21 protein-coding genes are annotated in these 20,285 nt (G+C 63.4%); 9 read left to right on the forward strand and 12 right to left on the reverse strand.

What is annotated here, in order from left to right:
- Positions 1-316: 316 nt before the first annotated feature.
- The 3 genes from PH586_RS19245 to PH586_RS19255 all read right to left on the reverse strand — a co-directional run bounded on the left by PH586_RS19245 (position 317) and on the right by PH586_RS19255 (position 2,590).
- On the reverse strand, positions 317-841 hold the full coding sequence (locus tag PH586_RS19245; RefSeq protein ID WP_271349417.1) for a DUF2937 family protein: 525 nt from the start codon (positions 839-841) through the stop codon (positions 317-319).
- A 213-nt stretch (positions 842-1,054) separates the two neighbouring features.
- Positions 1,055-1,831: a class II glutamine amidotransferase gene (locus tag PH586_RS19250; RefSeq protein ID WP_271349418.1), complete on the reverse strand. Its 777-nt coding sequence runs from the start codon at positions 1,829-1,831 to the stop codon at positions 1,055-1,057.
- A 276-nt stretch (positions 1,832-2,107) separates the two neighbouring features.
- Entirely contained in the window at positions 2,108-2,590 is a 483-nt protein-coding gene (locus PH586_RS19255; RefSeq protein WP_271349419.1) for an MFS transporter, read from the reverse strand.
- Between the two features lie 162 nt (positions 2,591-2,752).
- On the opposite strand from PH586_RS19255, the gene PH586_RS19260 reads away from it, so the two are divergent.
- Together PH586_RS19260 and PH586_RS19265 are read left to right on the forward strand one after the other, a co-directional pair.
- Positions 2,753-4,795 carry a S9 family peptidase gene (locus PH586_RS19260; RefSeq protein ID WP_271349420.1) on the forward strand — a complete coding sequence of 681 codons (2,043 nt, stop codon included), beginning with the start codon at positions 2,753-2,755 and terminating at the stop codon, positions 4,793-4,795.
- 112 nt (positions 4,796-4,907) lie between these two features.
- On the forward strand, positions 4,908-5,381 hold the full coding sequence (locus PH586_RS19265) for a cyclic nucleotide-binding domain-containing protein (RefSeq protein WP_271349421.1): 474 nt from the start codon (positions 4,908-4,910) through the stop codon (positions 5,379-5,381).
- 166 nt (positions 5,382-5,547) lie between these two features.
- Here PH586_RS19265 and PH586_RS19270 read toward each other — a convergent pair whose 3' ends face one another.
- Positions 5,548-5,874, reverse strand: a complete 327-nt coding sequence (locus PH586_RS19270; protein ID WP_271349422.1) for a hypothetical protein — start codon at positions 5,872-5,874, stop codon at positions 5,548-5,550.
- A gap of 132 nt (positions 5,875-6,006) precedes the next feature.
- On the opposite strand from PH586_RS19270, the gene PH586_RS19275 reads away from it, so the two are divergent.
- Positions 6,007-6,375, forward strand: coding sequence for a YajD family HNH nuclease (locus tag PH586_RS19275; protein WP_271349423.1), 369 nt, complete (start codon positions 6,007-6,009; stop codon positions 6,373-6,375).
- 234 nt (positions 6,376-6,609) lie between these two features.
- Complete coding sequence (locus PH586_RS19280) at positions 6,610-7,077, forward strand: RNA methyltransferase (protein ID WP_172149172.1); 468 nt, start codon at positions 6,610-6,612, stop codon at positions 7,075-7,077.
- Positions 7,078-7,116: 39 nt separating this feature from the next.
- Here PH586_RS19280 and PH586_RS19285 read toward each other — a convergent pair whose 3' ends face one another.
- The 5 genes from PH586_RS19285 to rnd all read right to left on the reverse strand — a co-directional run bounded on the left by PH586_RS19285 (position 7,117) and on the right by rnd (position 11,409).
- Positions 7,117-8,346, reverse strand: a complete 1,230-nt coding sequence (locus PH586_RS19285) for a hypothetical protein (protein ID WP_271349424.1) — start codon at positions 8,344-8,346, stop codon at positions 7,117-7,119.
- A 106-nt stretch (positions 8,347-8,452) separates the two neighbouring features.
- Positions 8,453-8,902, reverse strand: coding sequence for a YcgN family cysteine cluster protein (locus PH586_RS19290; protein WP_271349425.1), 450 nt, complete (start codon positions 8,900-8,902; stop codon positions 8,453-8,455).
- 145 nt (positions 8,903-9,047) lie between these two features.
- Positions 9,048-9,980, reverse strand: a complete 933-nt coding sequence (locus PH586_RS19295; protein ID WP_271349426.1) for a D-2-hydroxyacid dehydrogenase — start codon at positions 9,978-9,980, stop codon at positions 9,048-9,050.
- 5 nt (positions 9,981-9,985) lie between these two features.
- Positions 9,986-10,279 (reverse strand): YcgL domain-containing protein, encoded by a 294-nt coding sequence (locus PH586_RS19300; RefSeq protein ID WP_271349427.1) that lies wholly within the window; start codon positions 10,277-10,279, stop codon positions 9,986-9,988.
- On the reverse strand, positions 10,276-11,409 hold the full coding sequence (gene rnd / locus PH586_RS19305; RefSeq protein WP_271349428.1) for a ribonuclease D: 1,134 nt from the start codon (positions 11,407-11,409) through the stop codon (positions 10,276-10,278). The genes PH586_RS19300 and rnd overlap by 4 nt, the downstream gene beginning before the upstream one ends.
- Before the next feature lie 163 nt (positions 11,410-11,572).
- On the opposite strand from rnd, the gene PH586_RS19310 reads away from it, so the two are divergent.
- Positions 11,573-12,634, forward strand: a complete 1,062-nt coding sequence (locus PH586_RS19310; RefSeq protein WP_271349429.1) for an SMP-30/gluconolactonase/LRE family protein — start codon at positions 11,573-11,575, stop codon at positions 12,632-12,634.
- 62 nt (positions 12,635-12,696) lie between these two features.
- On the opposite strand, the gene PH586_RS19315 is transcribed toward PH586_RS19310, so the two are convergent.
- Both PH586_RS19315 and PH586_RS19320 read right to left on the reverse strand, forming a co-directional pair.
- Complete coding sequence (locus PH586_RS19315) at positions 12,697-13,380, reverse strand: spermidine synthase (protein WP_271349430.1); 684 nt, start codon at positions 13,378-13,380, stop codon at positions 12,697-12,699.
- A gap of 52 nt (positions 13,381-13,432) precedes the next feature.
- Complete coding sequence (locus PH586_RS19320; protein ID WP_271349431.1) at positions 13,433-14,149, reverse strand: ZIP family metal transporter; 717 nt, start codon at positions 14,147-14,149, stop codon at positions 13,433-13,435.
- 359 nt (positions 14,150-14,508) lie between these two features.
- Here PH586_RS19320 and PH586_RS19325 point away from each other — a divergent pair, with 359 nt between their 5' ends.
- The 4 genes from PH586_RS19325 to PH586_RS19340 all read left to right on the forward strand — a co-directional run bounded on the left by PH586_RS19325 (position 14,509) and on the right by PH586_RS19340 (position 18,440).
- Complete coding sequence (locus tag PH586_RS19325) at positions 14,509-15,363, forward strand: sulfurtransferase (protein WP_271349432.1); 855 nt, start codon at positions 14,509-14,511, stop codon at positions 15,361-15,363.
- A 389-nt stretch (positions 15,364-15,752) separates the two neighbouring features.
- Positions 15,753-16,232, forward strand: coding sequence for a hypothetical protein (locus PH586_RS19330; protein WP_271349433.1), 480 nt, complete (start codon positions 15,753-15,755; stop codon positions 16,230-16,232).
- Between the two features lie 187 nt (positions 16,233-16,419).
- On the forward strand, positions 16,420-17,685 hold the full coding sequence (locus PH586_RS19335) for an OmpP1/FadL family transporter (RefSeq protein ID WP_408637004.1): 1,266 nt from the start codon (positions 16,420-16,422) through the stop codon (positions 17,683-17,685).
- Between the two features lie 137 nt (positions 17,686-17,822).
- Positions 17,823-18,440: a response regulator transcription factor gene (locus PH586_RS19340; protein ID WP_271349435.1), complete on the forward strand. Its 618-nt coding sequence runs from the start codon at positions 17,823-17,825 to the stop codon at positions 18,438-18,440.
- A gap of 40 nt (positions 18,441-18,480) precedes the next feature.
- Here the strand turns inward: PH586_RS19340 and PH586_RS19345 are convergent, their stop codons facing one another.
- Positions 18,481-20,268, reverse strand: coding sequence for a hybrid sensor histidine kinase/response regulator (locus tag PH586_RS19345; RefSeq protein ID WP_271349436.1), 1,788 nt, complete (start codon positions 20,266-20,268; stop codon positions 18,481-18,483).
- Between the last annotated feature and the right edge of the window lie 17 nt (positions 20,269-20,285).

The following is a 20,285-nucleotide window of genomic DNA, read 5'->3' on the forward strand; positions in this document are numbered from 1 at the left end:
TAACCAATGGTGCACTGCCTGCGGCGAGTGACACCCTACGGATTGCGGATTGCCTCAGGTCGAGGGATGGCTACGAATCGTAGGGCGGCCTCGGAGCGCAGCGACAGCCCGCCAGCTTTGCGTCGCACCGGTTAACCAATGGTGCACTGCCTGCGGCGAGTGACACCCTAGGGATTGCGGATTGCCTCAGGTCGAGGGATGGCTACGAATCGTAGGGCGGCTTCGGAGCGCAGCGACAGCCCGCCAGCTTTTTGGCGCACCGCCAAACCCACGCTGCACGGCCTAGGGATTACCAGCTGCGACGCCGGGTCAGCGCCTAACGCCAGTGTCGCCGTTGCACCTTCTGGCTGCGGCCAACGCCGAGCAGCAAGCCGATCAGCAGCAACAGGCATTCCACCAGCCAGGCCAGCAGCAAGGCACACACCAGGCCCCAGGCGATGGCCTGCGGCGCCAGCAGCACCTGGTAACGGTAGGCACTGTAGGTTTCGTCCATCAGTTCGCGATCGGCGACTGTCGCCAGATGCCAGACCTGGCCGTACCACGGCTGTTGCATGGCCTGCCACTCCAACTCGAGGAAACTGGCGCGATCGACCAGGTAGCCCACGCTCTGCGCGTCACTGCGCATCACCGGGTCGTCACTGTCCTGATAGTGGGTCAGCAACGCCTGCAAATCGCCCTGAAAGAATCGCCTGGCTGTCTCGCGGAAACCCGCCAAGCTCTGCTCGGACTCCAGCCGGTGCGCTTCGACCCGCTTGCTGTAGTCCCCGATATACCCCGGTACCTGCACGCCAACCAGCAGGCCCAAGGCAAACAGCGCCAAGCGTAGATAGCTTCTGAACATAGCCCCTCTCCTGAGAGATTGTGAAAAAACTCTCGCCTACTGCGGCCGCCTCCAAACGCCCGCTGCGGCGTTGCGCTACGTGAAAAGCAGGGTCATTTAGCTCACTAAACTCCCCTGCTTTTCACGTAGCGCGCCTTGCCGCGAACGCCTGCAGGCGGCCTCGCGACGGCGGTCGATATTTTCACAACCTCTGATTGCAAATTACCCGCCCGCTCAGTCGCTCATGCCCTGGGCCACACACTCGCCGCCCCGCCACAGCCGCCATTCGCCCGGGCGATACAGGTTCCAGCATTCGTTATCGGTCAAAGGTTCGGTAGCCAGCACCGTCACCACATCGTTGGGCGTGGTCTCGGCCTGGAAATCCACCCGCACATCGGCGTCTTTCAACTGCGCCGGGCCAAAGGGCGCGCGGCGGGTGATGTGTGCCAGCTTGGTCGAGCAGAAGCTGAACAACCAGTCGCCATTGCTGAGCAGGCAGTTGAACACGCCGTGCTTGCGATAGGCCGCACAGGCAGCAACCAGACCGGGCAGGAACAGCTCCACGGCCACCGGTTCCGGGAAGTCGCGGCGCAGACCATTGAGCAGCGCACAAAAAGCCGCCTCGCTATCGGTGTCGCCAATCGGTCGATAGAAACTCGGCGTCGGGGCAAAGCCCGCCAACTGGCCGTTGTGCGCGAAACACCAGTTACGTCCCCATAGTTCGCGCACAAACGGGTGGGTATTGGCCAGGCAGACCTTGCCGACGTTGGCCTGGCGAATATGCCCGATCACCACCTCGCTCTTGATCGGGTAGCGCTGCACCAGTTGCGCCACCTCCGATCCGCTGCTGGCGCGCGGTTCCTGAAACAGGCGCAGTCCGCGTCCTTCATAAAAGCCGATGCCCCAGCCGTCACGATGCGGCCCGGTATCGCCGCCACGGCGCATCAGCCCGGTAAAACTGAAGACGATGTCGGTGGGCACATTGGCACTCATGCCGAGCAATTCACACATGGTTAAAACTCTCGACTCAGGGGTTGTGACACTATCGAGTACCGTCGCGAGAACGACTCCAGGCCCGTAGGATGGGTTAGCCGGCCAGCCGACATGCGGCAAGACCGCATTTCCTGCACGGCGTAACCCATCATGGCGCCGAGCCTGCTAGCGCTGTGTTGGGTTACGCGGCAGCTTGAACCTGTGGACTACTCGAGAGTGCCAGCGCCGCTAACCCAACCTACGACTACACGCCGGTGTGAAGCCCACCCTACGGGTTGCGGATTGTTCCAGCTTTCAAAGCCGCGGTTCGACGCGCATACGACCACCGCTAGCGCGCTCATAAAGACTCTCGGCAGGCTCCTCGTTCTCGCGCTGCATGATCTCGCGCAATGTCGGGGCGTTCGCGTCATCCGGTTCCGCTTGCGGACCCTGGCGATTCTTCCACCAGCGCGCCAGGGGCCAACGAATGGCCACGAACAACATATACAGGGCGAAAGCAATCAGTCCGTACATGGACAGATCGGCCACTGCGCGCCAGATGCCGTTACCCGCATCCAGCAGCAGATCCAGCGCGGTGATGGCAATCGACGGGGCGAGTATCTCTTCATTGGACGGATTGACGACGGTCGGACTGAACAGCAGCACCGCTGCCAGCAAACGCAGGGGCTCGCGCAGATAACGCCACATCCAGCGGGTCATGCGGAACCACACCAGCAGGCAACCCAGGGCGGCGGCAACATAGACGCCCCAGGCAAGTAAATAGTCGTTTTCGTTCATAAAGCGCGGATCTCTGAGCATGACGGGGCTGGCCCGTTGATAGCCGCAGCGAGTGAGGCTGCATTTTTCAACGGCCTGCTGATGCAGTGCGGCTTATGATAACGGCTTTTCCGTGGTCCGACAGGCTGCTAGCTGCAGACTGGACAGAATTGGAGTCACCCGATGCCGCACGCCCCCATCGCCCGCACCGACAACGCTGCCGACCCTTACCGCTGGCTGGAGCAGCGCGACGCCGAGGAGGTGCTCGAGTACCTCAAGGCGGAAAACAGCTACCTGGAGGGCGAACTGGCCGAGCAACGCGAGCTGCGCGAAGCGCTGTTTCAGGAGATCAAGGGGCGCATCCGCGAGACCGACCTGTCGCTGCCTGCGCCCTGGGGCCCGTGGCTCTACTATCAGCGCACCACCGCGGGTGACGAATACCCGCGCCACTACCGCTGCCCGCGTCCGACCGATGGCTCGCTCGACGTCGATGAGAGCGCCGAACAACTGCTGCTCGACCCCAACGCCTTGGCAGATGGTGGTTTTATCTCGCTGGGCGCCTTCAGCATCAGCCAGGATCACCAGCGCCTGGCCTACAGCCTGGACACCAGCGGCGATGAGGTCTACCAGCTGTTCGTCAAGGACCTGGCCACTGGCGCGATCAGCCAACTGCCGTTCGCCGATTGCGACGGCAGCATGACCTGGGCCAACGACAGCCAGACCCTGTTCTTCGGCGAGTTGGACGACTGCCATCGCCCGCACAAGCTGTACCGTCATCGCCTCGGCAGCGACTCTGCCGAGCTGGTGTTCCACGAGGCCGACGGGCGTTTCTTTCTCAACTGCTACCGCACCAGCTCCGAGCGCCAACTGGTGCTGATGCTGGGCAGCAAGACCACCAGCGAGGCCTGGGTACTGGATGCCGATACGCCGCAGGCCGCGTTCCGCTGCCTGGCGCCGCGCGAGGACGGCCACGAATACTACGTCGACCACGGCAAGGTCGAGGGCGACTGGGCCTGGTTGATCCGCAGCAACCAGAGCGGGATCAACTTCGCCCTGTACTGCGTGAAGCAAACCAGCCCCGCGCAGACGCCGACCCGCGAGCACTGGAACGAACTGCGCGGCCATGACCCGCAGGTGATGCTCGAAGGCGTGAGCCTGAATGACAGCGCGCTGACCCTCAGCCTGCGCGAGGGCGGCCTGCCGATCATCGAGGTGCACACCCAGGGCCAGCACGCCTACCGGGTGCAGCTGCCGGATGCGGCCTACAGCCTGGACGTGCAGGACACCCTGGAGTTTGCCAGCCCGGTGCTTCGCCTGCGCTACGAGGCGCTCAACCGCCCGGCGCAGATCCGCCAACTGACCCTCGTCGACGGCGCCCAGCAGGTGCTCAAGGAAACCCCGGTGCTGGGCCCGTTCGACGCCGACGACTATGTCAGCCAGCGCCTCTGGGCCACCGCCCCCGACGGCACCCAGGTGCCCATCAGCCTGGTGGCCAAGCGCGACGTATTTGCTCAGCCTGCCCCGCTCTACCTCTATGGCTACGGCGCCTATGGCGAAAGCCTCGACCCCTGGTTCTCCCACGCGCGCCTGAGCCTGCTGGAGCGCGGTTTCGTCTTTGCCATCGCCCACGTGCGCGGCGGCGGCGAGCTGGGTGAAGCCTGGTACCGCGCCGGCAAGCTGGAACACAAGCACAACAGCTTCGATGATTTCATTGCCTGCGCCGAGCACCTGATCAGCAGCGGCTACACCACGGCGGATCAGCTCGCCATCAGCGGCGGCAGTGCCGGCGGCCTGCTGATCGGCGCGGTGCTCAACCAGCGCCCCGAACTGTTTGCCGCGGCTATCGCCGAGGTGCCCTTCGTCGACGTGCTCAACACCATGCAGAATCCCGACCTGCCGCTGACCGTCACCGAGTACGACGAATGGGGCGACCCGCACGAAGCCGAGGTGTTCGAGCGGATCAAAGGCTACGCGCCCTATGAGAACGTCCAGGCCCAGGCCTACCCGGCAATCCTCGCCGTGGCTGGCTACAACGACAGCCGCGTGCAGTACTGGGAGGCGGCCAAGTGGGTGGCCAAGCTGCGCGCGCACAAGACCGACAACCACCTGCTGCTCCTGAAGACCGACCTCGACGCCGGCCACGGCGGCATGAGCGGACGTTACCAGGCACTCAGGGATGTGGCGCTGGAGTACGCCTTCCTGCTCAAGGTGTTCGGGTTTGGCTGAAAAAAAGACACCCGACTGCGGGCCCATTCACAGCTTGGTGTCAGCGGCAGTTGGCAAGCCTGGGCAGGCCGGCTAACGTCACACTTATCCCGGCCCGACGCAGCAGAACCCCATGCCAGACAGCTCTTACCTGATCGACGAAATCCGCGACATGCTGCTCGACTGCGGCCTGTTCAACAGCCTGCAGCCCAGCGAGGTACTGACTGCAGCTGGCTATTTCAACATCAGCAGATTTGAGCCGGATGCAATTATCTGCCACGAGGGTGATGCCGGTACCTTCATGTGCATCATCCACTTCGGCGCGGTATCGATCTGCAAGACCAACTCCAGTGGCGAAACGGTCGAGATCGCCAAGCTGCGCAAGGGTCGTGCCTTCGGCGAAATGGCGGTACTGGACGGTGAAAGACGCTCGGCCAGCTGCATCGCCGTCAGCGACTGCACCTTGTTGATCCTGGCCCGGGACTCGCTGGAGAAAATGCTGCAAGAGGCCCCCAGGTCCGCCGCCCAAGTGATCCGCGCCATCGCCGTGGCCATGTCCAGGCGCCTGCGCATGGTCGACGGTCAGTTGGTCGAGCAGCAGATCTAGGCCGGCATCACGGCCCGCACCCGATGCTTACAGGAATCCGCGAACCCCAGGGCCGCGCCCCCATTCACATCCGGTTTCCCAGAGTCCGGTAATCTGGCGATTCACTCGGCCTGTCCCACCCCAGCCTGCCAGCTGCGAAGCTGTGGCTTCGCCGACGTGAGCCAGTTCAGTCGCCCGCCTTGCGGCTACCCGGGATGCCCTGGCTGTTGCGCTGGCGCTGCTGCTCTAGCAGCGGTAACTCGCCGTCGGGCGGAGCCAGGGAAGCGCCAGCTGGATTGGCCTTGTAGCCCGTGCCGTCATTGAGCAAGGGTGGATGATGCGGCGCCGGAGTCGGCAGCTTGCGCGGCCGCGGCTGGATGAAGGGTTGCGGGGTGGCGGTGCCGGGTGAGCCGGCAGGTCGCTCCCGGGGCGTCGACGCTGGATAGTCCCGCGCCTGGATCGCGCTGCCGCACAGCACCGCCAGACCCAGCAGTAGTGCGCTCGCCAATCGCATCATTCACCTCTATTTTGCAAGACTCCTGGACATTGGGCTGTGCGCAGCGCCGATTAGTGCCCACCCGCCTGTTTTCGCCGACCATCGGCAGGGCTACACTGTCGGCATTAGTAGTTAGCCACGAGACCAGTCATGAGCACGGACAAATCACCCTCGCCTACCGCCAAGCTTGACCGCATCCTTGCCGATGCCCAGCGCAGCCGCGAAGAAGGCTACCGGGATAAAGCCCTGAAGATGTACCCGCATGTCTGCGGCCGTTGTGCCCGGGAATTTTCCGGCAAGCGCCTGAGCGAACTGACCGTGCACCACCGCGATCACAACCACGACAACAACCCGCAAGACGGTTCCAACTGGGAGTTGCTGTGCCTGTATTGCCACGATAACGAGCACGCACGCTACACCGACCAGCAGTACTTCAGCGAAGGCTCGACTTCCAGCCCACAGGGGCCGAAATCGACCCACAAGGCCTTTGCCGACCTGGCCGCCCTGCTGAAAAAATAAAGACTGAGGCTGCTTAAGCAGCGATCCGTTCGGAGGTAGGGCGGCCTCGGAGCGCAGCGACAGCCCGCCATTTTTTGTACCGCGCCGAGCATCCATGGCGTACTGCCTGCGGCGAGTACACCCTACGGCTCTGCTTTTGTGTGAATGCAAACTTCGGCACGCTGCTTCGCAATTGCCCTGGCAGCAATGCCGTCAGGCCTTATACTGCCGCCCTTTGCGTAAAGGCCCTGCTTCGTGGCGAACAAACGATACAGCTGCATTGGTTTATTCAACCCAAAATCCCCGGAGAACGTCGGCGCGGTGATGCGCGCCGCCGGTTGCTATGGCGCGGCCTCGGTGTTCTACACCGGTACACGCTATGAGCATGCCCGCGACTTCGTCACCGACACCAAGAAGGTCTTCCAGGATATTCCGCTGATCGGCATCGATGATCTGCAGAAGATCATCCCGCTGGGCTGCACACCAGTCGCGGTGGAATTGGTCGAAGGCGCGCGACCGCTGCCGCAATACACCCACCCGGACCGGGCGATCTATATCTTCGGCCCGGAAGACGGCTCGCTGAACAAGGAAATACGCGCCTGGTGCGAGGATGTGATCTACATCCCCACCCAGGGCTGCATGAACCTCGCCGCCACGGTCAATGTGGTGCTCTACGACCGCATGGCCAAGGGTAACAACACCAAGTCCGGACCCAAGTTCTAACCGCCCCGGCCGCAGCTAGGGCGCTCGCCTGCGCAGAGACTACTTCAGCAGTTTGCTGTCGAGCACCTTGGACGCCCCGCCCATCACGTTCTCGCTGATCTCGATAAAGTCCTTGGTACTGACCTTGTCCAGACGCATCAGGCCACGGGTTACATCGTCCAGCGAGCGTGGCGCAGTGCTGCCCTTGGTCTTCTGGCGGATTTCCCGATCCAGTTCCTGCAGCAGCAGTACCGCACGCGCAGTCACCGGACCGCTGGCGCTATTGCCTCGCAGGCTCTTCACCGGCTTGCTCCAGTCAAGCAGCTGTTCACGGACTTTCTGGTAGCGCTCTTCGCTCAAGCCACCGGCGCGGCGAACCAGTTCGATGGCGTAATACTCGGCAAGTCCCTCGGTGACCCAGTCGCTACGCTCGCGCGACTGGATGCGGCTGAACACATGCACCAGTTCATGCACGAGCGAACTGGTGCCGTTCTCGCTGACCAGCGGACGATCGGCATGCATGTAATAGGAGTTGGTCGCCGACAGGCCGCCACGCCACATCGGGTCGCCAGCGCCGACGATGAGCAGCTTGGCCGGGTCACGCGGGAACACCGCCTGGGCTTCCTTCCAGACGAAGGTTAAGAGGGTAAGAATGTCCATGCGGCGCATGCCCTCGCCAACCGGCGCGGCGATGGTCACATCGGTTTCGCCAAGCTTGTCGCGGCGCGTCCCGATCTTGCCGGCGATGATCCAGCCGGTCGGACGATCGAACTTGCGATGCGGGTTGTCGATGCGGAACTTGTTCTTGCCAATCAGCGGCCAGCCGGTCTCGACGCCGCGCCAGCCCTTGGGTAGCTCGAACTGCAGGCGTGCGACCAGCTCGGTCTTGTTCTGCTGGCGCAACTGGGCGCTGGGCACCAGGTTGTCGCCGCGCAGCAAGGCCCAGTCTTCGGTCATGCGCGCATCGAAACGGCCATTTCCCCGCGGCTGACTGATGCGCACGCGGTAGGTCAGCTTCGCCACGCCTTTGCCTGGTTGCCAGACCCCACGTTCGGGGCTTTCCTGGCTCCACTCGCCGTCGGCACTGAAATCGCTGTAGATGCCCTTGTCACCCAGATTGAACGACAGGCTGCGCACGCGCTCGCCCTTGCCCAGGGTCAGGCTGACTTCGGCCTGATCGCTCTCGGGCAGAAAGCGCACGAGGTAATCCAGGTCGACCTTCTGCGCCGCCCAGAGTGGTGTGCACAGGCTCAACAGTAAGGCGGACAACAAGCTACGGCGAATCATCATGATGGGCATTTCCTGGCGGCACGGGTCTGTGCACTGGGTAGACCGGATATGGGCCGGGCAATTCAATGCAAGCTGATCCTTATAGCTGGTTAAACCTAACCCTGCATCAGCCGGCGCGGAAAATCAGGTGCTCTTCCCAATCGTCCTCGGCCACGCTGTTTTCGCTGAGCATGCGCCCGGACTGGGAAATCCGCTGCTGGTGCACCTGCTCCGGATCGCCGCAGACCAGGTGATGCCACAGCAGCAGGTCCTTGCCCTCGCTGACCAGGCGATAGGCGCAGGTCGGCGGCAGCCACTGGAACTGGTCGGCCTGGGCCGGGGTGAGCTGGATGCAATCGGGCACGGTCTTTCGACGATTGCTGTAGTCCGTGCAGCGGCAGCTCTTCAGGTCGAGCAGCTTGCAGGCGATGCGCGTGTAATAGACGCTGCCGTCGTCGTCATCCTCGAGTTTTTGCAGGCAGCACAGGCCGCAGCCATCGCACAGCGATTCCCACTCGTCCTGATCGAGTTGCTCGAGGGTTTTGCGTTTCCAGAAGGGTTCGACTTTGGCGGCCATGGTGAGGATACGGTGTCTGGCGAAAAGGCCGGCAGTCTAGCGCGCGCCTCGCAAGCGGCCAAGGGCGGCGGGCCGAATGGCAGCGCAGTGGTGGCGGCAACTCGCCCGACGCCACTCTCGTCGCGCCTGGATCCATGCGGGCGACTCAATACCCGCGGGCGAAATCCACGGCGCCACGCAACTCGCTGCCGGCCTGGAAACGCCGCAGATTGTCGACGAACAACTGCACCAGCAGCCGTGGCTCGGTGGGCGCGGCGCTGTGCCCGGTGAGCAGCAGGCGCGGCGCCTTCCAGAACGGATGCCCGGCGGGCAGCGGCTCCTGGCGGCAGACGTCGATCACCGCGCCGGCCAATTGGCCCTGCTGCAGCGCCGCGACCAGGTCGGCGTCGACGACTGCCACGCCACGCCCGGCGTTGATCAGCAGCGCGCCGGGTTTGAGCCGGGCGAACAGCGCGGCATCGTAGATATCGCGGGTGGCCGGGGTGTCCGGCAACAGGTTGATCAGGTAATCGGCCTGGCTGGCCAGGCGCGACAACTGATCGAGGCTGGCTACTTCGACAAAAGGCGCGAGGACGCGCGCGCAACTGGCCACGCCGTACAGCTCGATGCCGAATGGGGCGAGAAAGCGTGCCACGCTCTGGCCGATATCGCCGCTGCCGACGATCAGCGCACGGCGTCCAGCCAGACTCTGCGGCAGACGGCCATCCCAATGCTGCTCGACCTGGGCGGCCAGGCGGGCAAACAGCTGACGCTCGTGGGCCAGCAGGTGACAGAGCACGTACTCGGCCATCACCTGGCCGAAGATGCCGACCGCACGACTCAACAGATAATCGTGCGGCAGGTCGGCGGCCAGCAACGGCGTGATGCCGGCCCAGGTCGATTGCAGCCACTGTGGCTGGTGCCCCTGCGCCAGCAGTGGCGCAAGCAGATCCGGCTGACCGAGCCAGAGCGGACAACTGCCGGCCCAGCGCGCCAGCTCGAGCGGGTCGGCACTGCCAAACGGCTCGAGCTCGGGCGCCACCTGTTGCAGCAGCTCGGCATAGCGGGCATGTGCGGCTTCACCGATGAGGACGCGCATGGCGGTCAAATCGGGTCGTTGCGACGCAGCAATTCTTCCGGCAGATGCTCGATGTATTCATCTTCCGGCGGCGGCATCTGCAGGTGGTAGCCCTGCTTCTCGAGGTTTTCCAGCACGGCGTGAATATCCTCGCGAGCCAGCTTGCGCTCGGGCGTGAGCACCATGCTGAAAGCCAGGGTTGGCGGACCGAACGCCGCCAGCAGGCTTTCCGGCACCCGCTCCAGGGCATCGCTTTTCAGCACGTAGAGGTACATCTCGTTTTTGCGCGGGCTTTTGTAGATCGAACAGATGCGTTTCACGCGGATTCTCCTTCACCAGCCAGGCAATCGAGCAGTGCCTGGCCCATCAATTCACGCCGCCAGCCGCGCAGCGAATCCGGCAACCGGTAAGGGCCGTTGGGGTAGCCGGTTTTCAGCAGGGCTTCGAGGGTTTTCTTGCGCAGCATCAGTTCCGGGGCGATGTTCAGCCGCTCACCTTCGCGCTGGCCAAGGGCGCGCAGCTTCTTCAGCAAGGTCGAGGCTTCCAGCGGCAACGGCTCGGGCACTGCCTCGGGCCAATCGGCCGACGGCGTGGCAGCAGCCTTCTTGATCAGCTGGAGCAGGAACTCGCCGTCCTGACGCACGGTTTTCGGGTGCATGTCGTCGATCCGTGCCAGCGCTACCAGGTTATCCGGCTGGGTGCGGGCCAACGGCCACAGCGAATGTTCGCGGATGATGCGATTGCGCGGCTGATTGCGTGCCCTGGCCTCGCGCTCGCGCCAGATGCAAAGTTCGCGCAGCACCGCCAGTTGCGCGCGGGACAGTTTCCAGGCCAGCTTGGCCTCGCGGTAGACCTCTTCCGGGGCGACTTCACGGCTCAGGTTGGCCACCAGCTCGGCGCCGTCTTCCAGCACCCAGGCATTTTTCTCGGCCGTCAGCTGTTGCTGCAACTGGGTATAGACCTCGGCCAGGTGCAGCACATCCTCGGCAGCGTAACTGATCTGGGTCTCGCTGAGCGGGCGCTGCAGCCAGTCCGAACGGGTCTCGCCCTTGGGCAGCTCGATGTTCAACACCGCCTGCACCAGGCGCGAATAGCCCATGGAGAAGCCGAGGTTGAGGTAGGCGGCGGCCAACTGGGTGTCGAACAAGGCCACTGGCAGGCTACCGGTCAGGCGCAGGAAGACTTCCAGATCCTCGCTGCAGGCATGCAACACCTTGACCACGGCCGGGTCTTGCAGCAAGGCACTGAACGGCGCCCAGTCGTCGATCAGCAACGGATCGATCAGGTAGGCGCGCTCACCTTCGCTGACCTGCAGCAGGCCGGCGATCGGATAAAAAGTGTCGACCCGCATAAATTCGGTGTCTACCGCCACGAATGGCAGGCTGCGCCAGCTGGTGCAGTGCTGCGCCAGGCTGGCATTGTCACGAATCCAGTGAATATCAATAGCCACGCGGCTCTCCCATGAAGAATGCCACGCAGTATATATCGCAGCGGCCCTTTGCCGGGTATTGCGCGCCCGTAAACCGACACAGCGCCGTGCCGATCTCGCCTTGGTGGCGCTTAACTGTGTAATCTGGCCGCCGTTCGCCCGCTTCGGCACAAGGAATAGCGCAATGAAGAAACTGCTTGGCCTACTCATCCTGTTGGTCGCCGCCCTGGCACTCTATCTGACCATCACCCCCAGCCCCATCGACCCGCTGGCCTGGGAGGCGCCACCGGCCCCGGCCATGACTGGCGTGCTGGAACCCAACGACACCCTGATGAAGGCCGAATTGCTCGGCCTCGGCCAGATCCATGGCCCCGAAGACAGCGCCGTCGATGCCCAGGGCCGGGTCTACACTGGCCTGCATGACGGGCGCATCGTGCGCCTCGAGGCCGACGGCAGCCTGGAGACCTTCGCCGACACCGGCGGCCGCCCACTGGGCATGGACTTCGACGCAGCCGGCCAGCTGATTGTCGCCGACGCCCACAGGGGCCTGCTGTCCATCGACCCGCAAGGTCAGCTCAAGGTACTGACCAGCGAAGCCGAAGGCGTGCCGTTCAAGTTCACCGATGACCTGGACATCGCCCGCGACGGCACCATCTACTTCAGCGATGCCTCCTCACGCTTCGAACAGCCGGATTATTTGCTCGACCTGCTCGAAGCCCGTCCCCATGGCCGCCTGCTCAGCTACAGCCCCCAAAGCGGTGAGACCCGCGTGCTGCTCAAGGACCTGTACTTCGCCAACGGCGTGGCGCTGTCGGCCAACGAGGACTTCGTGCTGGTCAACGAAACCTACCGTTACCACATCACCCGCTACTGGCTCAAGGGCGAGCAAGCCGGCACGCATGATGTATTTATCGACAACCTGCCGGGCCTGCCGGACAACCTGCAAGGCGATCACGCCGGCACCTTCTGGGTCGCCCTGCCGACGCCGCGCAAGGCCGATGCCGATTTTCTCCACCTGCACCCCTGGCTCAAGGCGCAAATCGCCAAACTGCCGCGTGCGCTCTGGCCGAAGGCGACCCCCTATGGCTTGGCCATTGCCATCAACGAGCAGGGCGCAATCATCCGCAGCCTGCACGACACCAGCGGCACGCACCTGCGCATGGTCACCTCGGTCAAGCCGGTGGGTGATTACCTGTACTTCGGCAGCCTGGATAACGACCGCCTCGGTCGGCTGAAGATTCGCTGAGTCATCCAGTAAAAAGCCCGTGGCTGGATTACCAGCCACGGGCTTTTTACTGCGCGCGCCTTTTAGCCGAGCTTTTCGGCGATCCAGATGGTGTGGCGGGTGCCCTTGTTGCCATGGGCATAGACCTGCACTTCTTCGACCTTGAAGCCGGCCCGGCGCACCTTGTCGGCGAACTTGCTGTCGGCGCTGGCCGACCATACGGCCAGTACCCCCTTGGCCCGCAATGCCTGATGACAACGCTGCAAGCCTTGCGCGGAATACAACCAGCTGTTGCGCTTCTGGGTCAGGCCCTCGGGGCCGTTGTCGACATCCAGCATGATCGCGTCATATCGCTTATCCGCCGTCTTCAGGCTATTGGCGACATCCTCCTGCAACACCCGCGTGCGTGAATCGAGCAGCGGATAGCCGGCTTTTGCGCCCAGTGGGCCGCGGTTCCATTCGACCACCCCCGGCACCAATTCGGCCACCTCCACCTCGGCCGTCTTGCCCAGGTTCTGCAGAGCCGCCGCCAGGGTAAAGCCCATGCCCAGGCCACCGATCAATACCCGCGACTCCGGGCGTCCGGCGACTTTTTTGCAGGGAATCGCCGCCAGGGCATCTTCGGAGCCATGCATGCGCGTGTTCATCAACTGACCACCATCGCCGCCGGCAATCTTGATCACAAAATCCTCGCCATACTCGAACAGGCAGAGCGCCCCGGAGCCATCGGGAATCTGGGCGGTATCGAGCAGTACAAAACGCTTCATGGCTGTCTCATGACTCTGTGAGTGTGAAAGAGGCTGAACGATACAGCAGCCCTCAGACCACGGTAAGCATGTGCCCGACAATCCCCAGCATAAACCCCAGCAAGGCACCCAGCGATGGCGCCCAATGCTTGTTCAGCCTGGCCTGGGGCGCGATATCTTGAAACACCGAGTAGAGGATGCCACCGGCGGCGAACAGCATGATCGCCGCCACCCACTGCGCAGAATTGGCCAGCCACAAATAACCCGATACGCCTGCCAGCGGCCCAAGCAGCGCCATGAGGCTAAACATCAGCACTATTCTTGCGCGGCTGTAGCCCGTCGAACCGCGTAACTCCCGGTAGGCATTGAAGCCTTCCGGCAAGTTCTGCAGCGCCATCAAGCTGGCCAGCAGAATCGCGCCACGGCCACCGAATGCAAATGCAGCCCCCAACGCCAGGGACTCTGGAATAAAATCCGACAGCATGGCGAACAACTGACTGGCCGAAGTTTTCAGTCGGTACATCAGGATGTCCAGCCCCATGAACGCGGCGCCGCCGGCAAAGAACCACAGTGCCGCCGGCAAGGGGTTCAGTTCGACAATGGCTTGTGGCACCAGGACCAACGCCACCGCAGCCAGCAGCGCGCCACCACCGAAAGCCACCGCACTGTGCCTGAACTCGGTCTCCAACCAACGCGGTCGAATTCGCTCGATACTGGCCAGCGCCGCCCCCACCGGCATGGCAATGCCAGCCAGTAAGGTAAAGGCCACAACGGTTAACAGCGGCGACACAGACACCTCATCCAATGGCACAAAACAGGGGGGTGGAAGCCTCTAGCAGCCTGTCGGACTTGACCGTCCGTAGCGAGGGAAAGTTCGGTTTGAAGCAGTTCTTGCGCGCTTTTGAGGCGAATAGTCGCTCTATTTAACGAGAAGGCGCGCAAGAAATGATCAAGTCCGGCTTTTCCGCAGTAGGACAGTGTTAAGTTCGACAGGCTGCTAGCCCAAGCCGCCAGCTAAACATTGCTGATGCTTCCACGCTTGACAATATCAGGCCCATGGCAAGACTCGCGACTTGCCGCCTCAGATTCTGCATAGTGCATGCGGCGGTTTATCATGCCTCGAATCCGCTATTGATCAGGACGCCCGCCATGCCTATTGCCCAACTGCTCAGCGCCGCTCAACTCCAGGCCCGCCTTGGGCAACCCGAGCTGGTCATCCTCGATTGCCGATACGCCCTGGATGACCCGGACTACGGCCAGCGCAGCTATGCCGAAGGGCATATCGCCGGCGCCCAGTTTGCCGATCTCGAGCGCGCGTTGTCCGGTCCGATCCAGAAGGGGATCAGCGGCCGCCATCCGCTACCGGACCCCGCCCAACTGCTGGCGCGTCTGCGGGCATGGGGCTTGAACGACAACAGCACGGTGGTGCTGTATGACGACGGCCCCGCTATGTTCGCCGCTCGCGCCTGGTGGTTACTGGCCTGGCTGGGCAAACGCGAGGGCGTCTACTTGCTCGACGGTGGCTTGCAGGCCTGGCGCGAGGCAGGTGGCGCACTCAGTCAAGCGCTGCCGCAGCCAGTACCCGGCCACTTCGACGGACACGCCGATGCCAGCCTGCTGGTCGACGCCCGTCAGCTGCAACAACGCCTCGCCGATCCGCAGCTGACCCTGCTCGACGCCCGCGCCCTGCCGCGCTTTCGTGGCGAGGTGGAACCGCTCGACCCGGTTGCCGGGCATATTCCCGGCGCCCGCTGCGCACCCTGCACCGAGAACCTCGACAGCACCGGACGTTTCCTGCCGGCGGCGCAGCTGCGCCAGCGCTTCGCCGCGCAACTCGGCGAGCGCCCGGCCAGCGAGCTGGTGGCCTACTGCGGCTCCGGCGTCACCGCCTGCCACAACCTGTTCGCCCTGTGCCTCGCCGGCTACCCGCTGGCGCCGCTGTACGCCGGGTCCTGGAGCGAGTGGATTACCGACCCGGCACGGCCTGTCGCGACGGGTGACTAGCGTTTGTCCGAGAAGCTGCAACCCTGCAGCTTTGACTGCGCAAGGAGAAGCCCAGCAGGTTGATTCCATTAGCCTTATATCCTCAGCCTGGGCGACCCGGAAGTTTCTGGGAGTTGCCGTCAATGGCTAATCTCGCCCGGCACCCTGGTCAATACCGCAGCGGTAGCCTGCCGAATCGCTATCGGCTGGCTGCGCTCGCGGGCTAAGCACCAAGCGGAATATAGGTAATAACCGAAAGCATAAAACAATTTAAAAACAGTATTTTACAGGCGAAAGGTCGCACTACACTTCAAATCAAGCGGCTAAACACGCTTCCGGTGGGGCTTTCCAAGAACAACCACACGCTGCCACGCGCCCCGGCCCCACCGGCCATTTTTCGCGAGGGCTATATGGGAATTCCAGCCTGCGAGTTGATCCAGCATGTCATCCGCCCCACGCTGATCTATCTGGGACGCCACTCACCTGCTGCCGAAGTCCTGCTGCTGGGCGCCGCTGCCTGCCAGTCGGCGCTGGGTTCGGCGCTGAATGCCCAGGGTGGCCATGGCCTCTACCGCATCGCCGAACTGCGCCACCAGCAGCTATGGGATCACTTCCTGGCGCTCGACCCGGACCTGGCCAGCCAGATCCGCGGGCTGGCCAGCCAGCACGCCTTTCTCGCGGCGCCGCACCTGGAGCTGACGGTCAACCTGCGGTACGCCACCGCCATCGCCTGGATGCTGGTCGAGGTGGAACAGCGCGAATTACCCGCCGCCGATGACCTGCTCGGCCTGGCCCGGGTCTGGCGCCGTGTATTTAATCCACAAGGTCAGCCGCGTGACTTCATCGAAGCCTGGCAGCGCTGCATCGGCAACTTCAGCCAAGTTGCCTGAGCGCACCCAACCCGTTCGCGAAGAGCGCCAAACAATCCACCGCGACCAGCAAAGGTACGCTGCAAAATCCGTACAGCGCCGCAAATTGTAGGACAAGAACCGCTCTATTCCGGGGGCTTCAGCCACTTGGCGGGCATCGCAAAGCCTGCTAGTTTCCGCGCCTCGCTTAACCCCGATGGAGTTTCCTGTGATAAAAATCGCCCTCAAGACCGGCCTGGCACTGGCCATTGCTGCAGTGTCCAGCCATGGCCTGGCCGGCGGCTTTGCCATCAACGAACAAAGTGTCAGCAGCATGGGCAGCGCCTTTGCCGGGCGCTCGTCGTCCGCCGAGGATGCCAGCACCGTGTTCGGCAATCCGGCCGGCATGTCGCGCCTGAAACGCGAGCAAGTCAGTGGCGGCGTTGCGTTGATCCATGCCAGAACTGATTTCGACCACGCCAGTGGCAGTTTCTCAGGCAGCAACGACGGCGATATGGTGCCGTTGGTCGGCGCGCCCATGGCCTATTACGTCAAACCGCTGGACGCTCACTGGACCTTCGGCCTCGGCATGTATGTGCCCTTCGGCTTGATCACCAACTACGAAGACAACTTCCAGGGCCGGTATTACGGAGACCATAGCGAAGTGCGCGTGGTGACCCTGCAACCGACCCTCAGCTACCGCATCAATGACCAGTTGTCGATCGGCTTTGGCCCGACCATCAACCGCATCGACGGCGAACTGACCTCGGCCCTGCGCAATCCGCTGCCGGGTGCCGGCGACGGTGAAGTGAAGATCAAGGGCGATGACCTGGCGCTGGGTTATAACGCCGGCCTGCTGTTCGAGTTCAGCCCGCGTACGCGCGTTGGCCTGAGCTATCACTCCAAGGTCGACTACACCCTGAAGGGCCATACCGAGGTGGCAGGTCCCGGTTTTGTAATCGGCTCGTCTGCGGGTAAATACGATGCGTCGCTGGACCTGACCACACCCGAGTCCGTGGACTTCTCCATCACCCACGAGCTGAATGCCGACTGGACACTGTATGCCGGCAGCACCTGGACTCGCTGGAGTCGCCTGGAAGAGATTCGCGCCGATAACCAGGGCGTCGGCGGCTTGCTCGCCGGCAATCTCACCACCATCAGCGAAGCACAGAACTGGCACGACACCTGGGCGCATGCTCTGGGCGCCGCCTATAAGCTGAACTCGCAATGGACACTGCGCACGGGCCTGGCCGTGGATCAGTCGCCCACCAACAATACCGACCGTTCGCCACGCATTCCCTCGGGCGACCGCACGATTGTCAGCCTGGGCGCCGGCTGGAGCCCGAACGACGTGATGACCATCGATCTGGCCTACTCCTACCTCATGGAGGACGACACCAAGATCAACCATGTCAGCACCACTAAAGGTGCCTACAGCTCCACCTACAAAAACACCGCCCATGGTTTGGGCGCACAAGTGACCTACCGCTTCTAATTCAACGAGCACATTAGGCTAAACTCGCCCGGCAACCATCAACAGACCATTGAAAAATGTAGCGAACGCCGTAGAGCCGAGCGCAATAGTTTTTTCAACGAGCTGCCAAGCATAAAAACAAGCCGCGTGAGACAGCCATGACCACACTCTGTACTGCCTTACCCACACAGCTGCGCCTGTTGCTGGTGGACGACCACCGGATTTTCCTCGACGGCCTCAGCCTGGCCCTTGCCCCGCTTTGCCCAGACCTGCACATACATACCGCGCAGAACGCTAGCGAAGCCGAGGCGTGCCTGAGCCAGCACGATTTCGATCTGATTCTCCTGGATTTGCGCCTGCCGGACGTCGCCGGCCTTGAACTGCTGCAACGCTGGCAGCAGCAAGGACGCATGACCCCGGTGGCGATTCTCAGTGCCAGCGACTCCAACCTGGATGCTCAGGCGGCGCTGGCCGCAGGCGCCCTGGGCTTTATCCCGAAAAGCGCCCACAGCGACGACCTACGCCAGGCGGTGACCCGCGTGTTGCTCGGGGAAACCCTGCCGGCGCCGGGTGCCGGCGAAAAACCACAACTCACCCCCCGCCAACTGCAAATCCTCCTGCTGCTGGCCGAAGGCCTGCCGAACAAGGCTATCAGCAGGCAACTGGGCGTATCCGAAGACACGATAAAAACCCACCTGAAGACCCTGTATCAGGAACTCGATGTGCACACCCGCACCGCCTGTGTCAGCACTGCGCGCCAGCGGGGCTGGCTATAGAGGCGAGCGGCTGGGTTGAAGCGGACTGCCGTCCGCCCCGCTACTTCTGCACTGCGCCAGACGGCGCTGGCTCAGGTGCGGCGGCAGGCGGCAGCAGTACCGCCAGAGCCTGACGCAGGCGCGCCGGCAACAAGGGTTTGCCGAGCAGGGTTACGTGCGCGGGCATGCAGCGTTCCTGCAACTCGGGGCTGATATCGGCACTGATCAGCAAGGCTGGCAACATGCGTCCGGCGGCTTCGCGCAAGCGCTCGATGGCGCGCAAACCATCTTCCTTGGCGGCCAGCCGGTAGTCGCTGACCAATAACTGCGGGGTCGCCTCTGCCAGGCACGCCAGGGCCGCCTGCAGATCGGCGCAGGCCCAGACCTCGCAGCCCCAGCGCTGCAACAGCCCGGACAACGCCTCGCGCCCGGCTTCATCGTCCTCCACCAGCAAGACCCGCCCACGCAGTGCCGCACCGACTGGTTTGGCTGGCTGCCACTCACCCACAGTGGCGCGCGGCAGGCGCAAACCGAAGCGCGCGCCCTGCCCCGGACTGGAATCCAGCTGCAACGGGTGCTCAAGTAGCGTGGCCAGTTGTTGGACGATGGCCAAACCGAGGCCCAGGCCACGCTCGGCATTGCGCCCGGGGTTGTCCAGTTGGCGGAACTCCTCGAAGATCTGTGCCTGTTCTGCCGGGCTGAGACCACGGCCGTCGTCGGCGACTTGCAGCAGCACGCTGCCAGCGTCCTCCGCGGCGCTAAGCGTCACTCGCCGCGCCTGGGCATGGCACAGGGCATTGTTGAGCAGATTGCGCAGCACCCGCTCGAGCAGCAGCGGGTCGCTGCGCACCCACAAATCCGCGCATTGCAGGTCCAGGGTGACCCCCTGCAATTCGGCTTCACCGCGGGTTTCGCCACTCAAGCGTTCGAGCAGAGGACGCAGGGCGAACACTTCAAGCTTGGCCTGCACCCCGCCGGGCAAGGTCAGGCGGGTGTAGTCCAGCAGTGATTGCAGCAAGCGGCTGAGCTGTTCCACCGAGGTCGCCAGCCGCGCACTGACTCGCTGAATATCCGGCTCCCGGCTCTGTTCGAGCAGGTGCTGGGCATACAGCCCCATGGCGTTGAGCGGCTGGCGCAGGTCATGACTGGCGGCGGCCAGCAGGCGCAGCTTGCGTGCGTCATCCGCTTCGGCGCGCTGGCGGGCCAGATCGAGTAGGCGCAGATTGAGCCAGGCGCCACGCTGCCCGTGCTCTTGCAGGTAGGCGCCGACACTGCCGATCAGGTTGGCGCAAAGCAGGAACTGGCCCTGGTAGGCCCACAGACTGCCTGGCTCGACCAGCAACAGGCCAAGCATCAGGAACAGCAGACAGAAGCCCCAGGCGGCGAGACTCACGGCACGGAACGAAACACCGAGCAGCACATAGCCGAACAACAGGATCAGAAACAGCCCGTCGTAGGGCATGTCCACGCCTTGGACCCAGCACAGGTGAATGATCACCGCCACGCACGCGCCATTCAGTGCGTAGGCGCCGATGTAGGCGAATAACACCGCGCGCGGCGGACTCTGCGGGCGCCGGCAGTAGACGAAAGCGGCCAGCACCCCGAGGATACCCAGCGCGCGCAAAGGCTCGACCGACAGGCTCACCGACAGCGGCATCAGCAGCAGGTCGAGGGCGGTATAGATCAGCTGGAAGACAATTGCGGTGCTGACGATCAACAGCAAGCGGCGACCGATGCGTTGCACCCGGTGCTCGACAAAGCCCTGTTCCAGCTCGGGGACAAAGCACAACCGCCGGTAGCCCCGGCGCTGTTGTGCCAGCAGCAGGCGCTCTTCCTGCTCCAGGTTCATCGCACCCGGCCTGACTG

This window comes from Pseudomonas aestuarii, from assembly GCF_027988105.1.
Taxonomy (GTDB): domain Bacteria; phylum Pseudomonadota; class Gammaproteobacteria; order Pseudomonadales; family Pseudomonadaceae; genus Aquipseudomonas; species Aquipseudomonas aestuarii.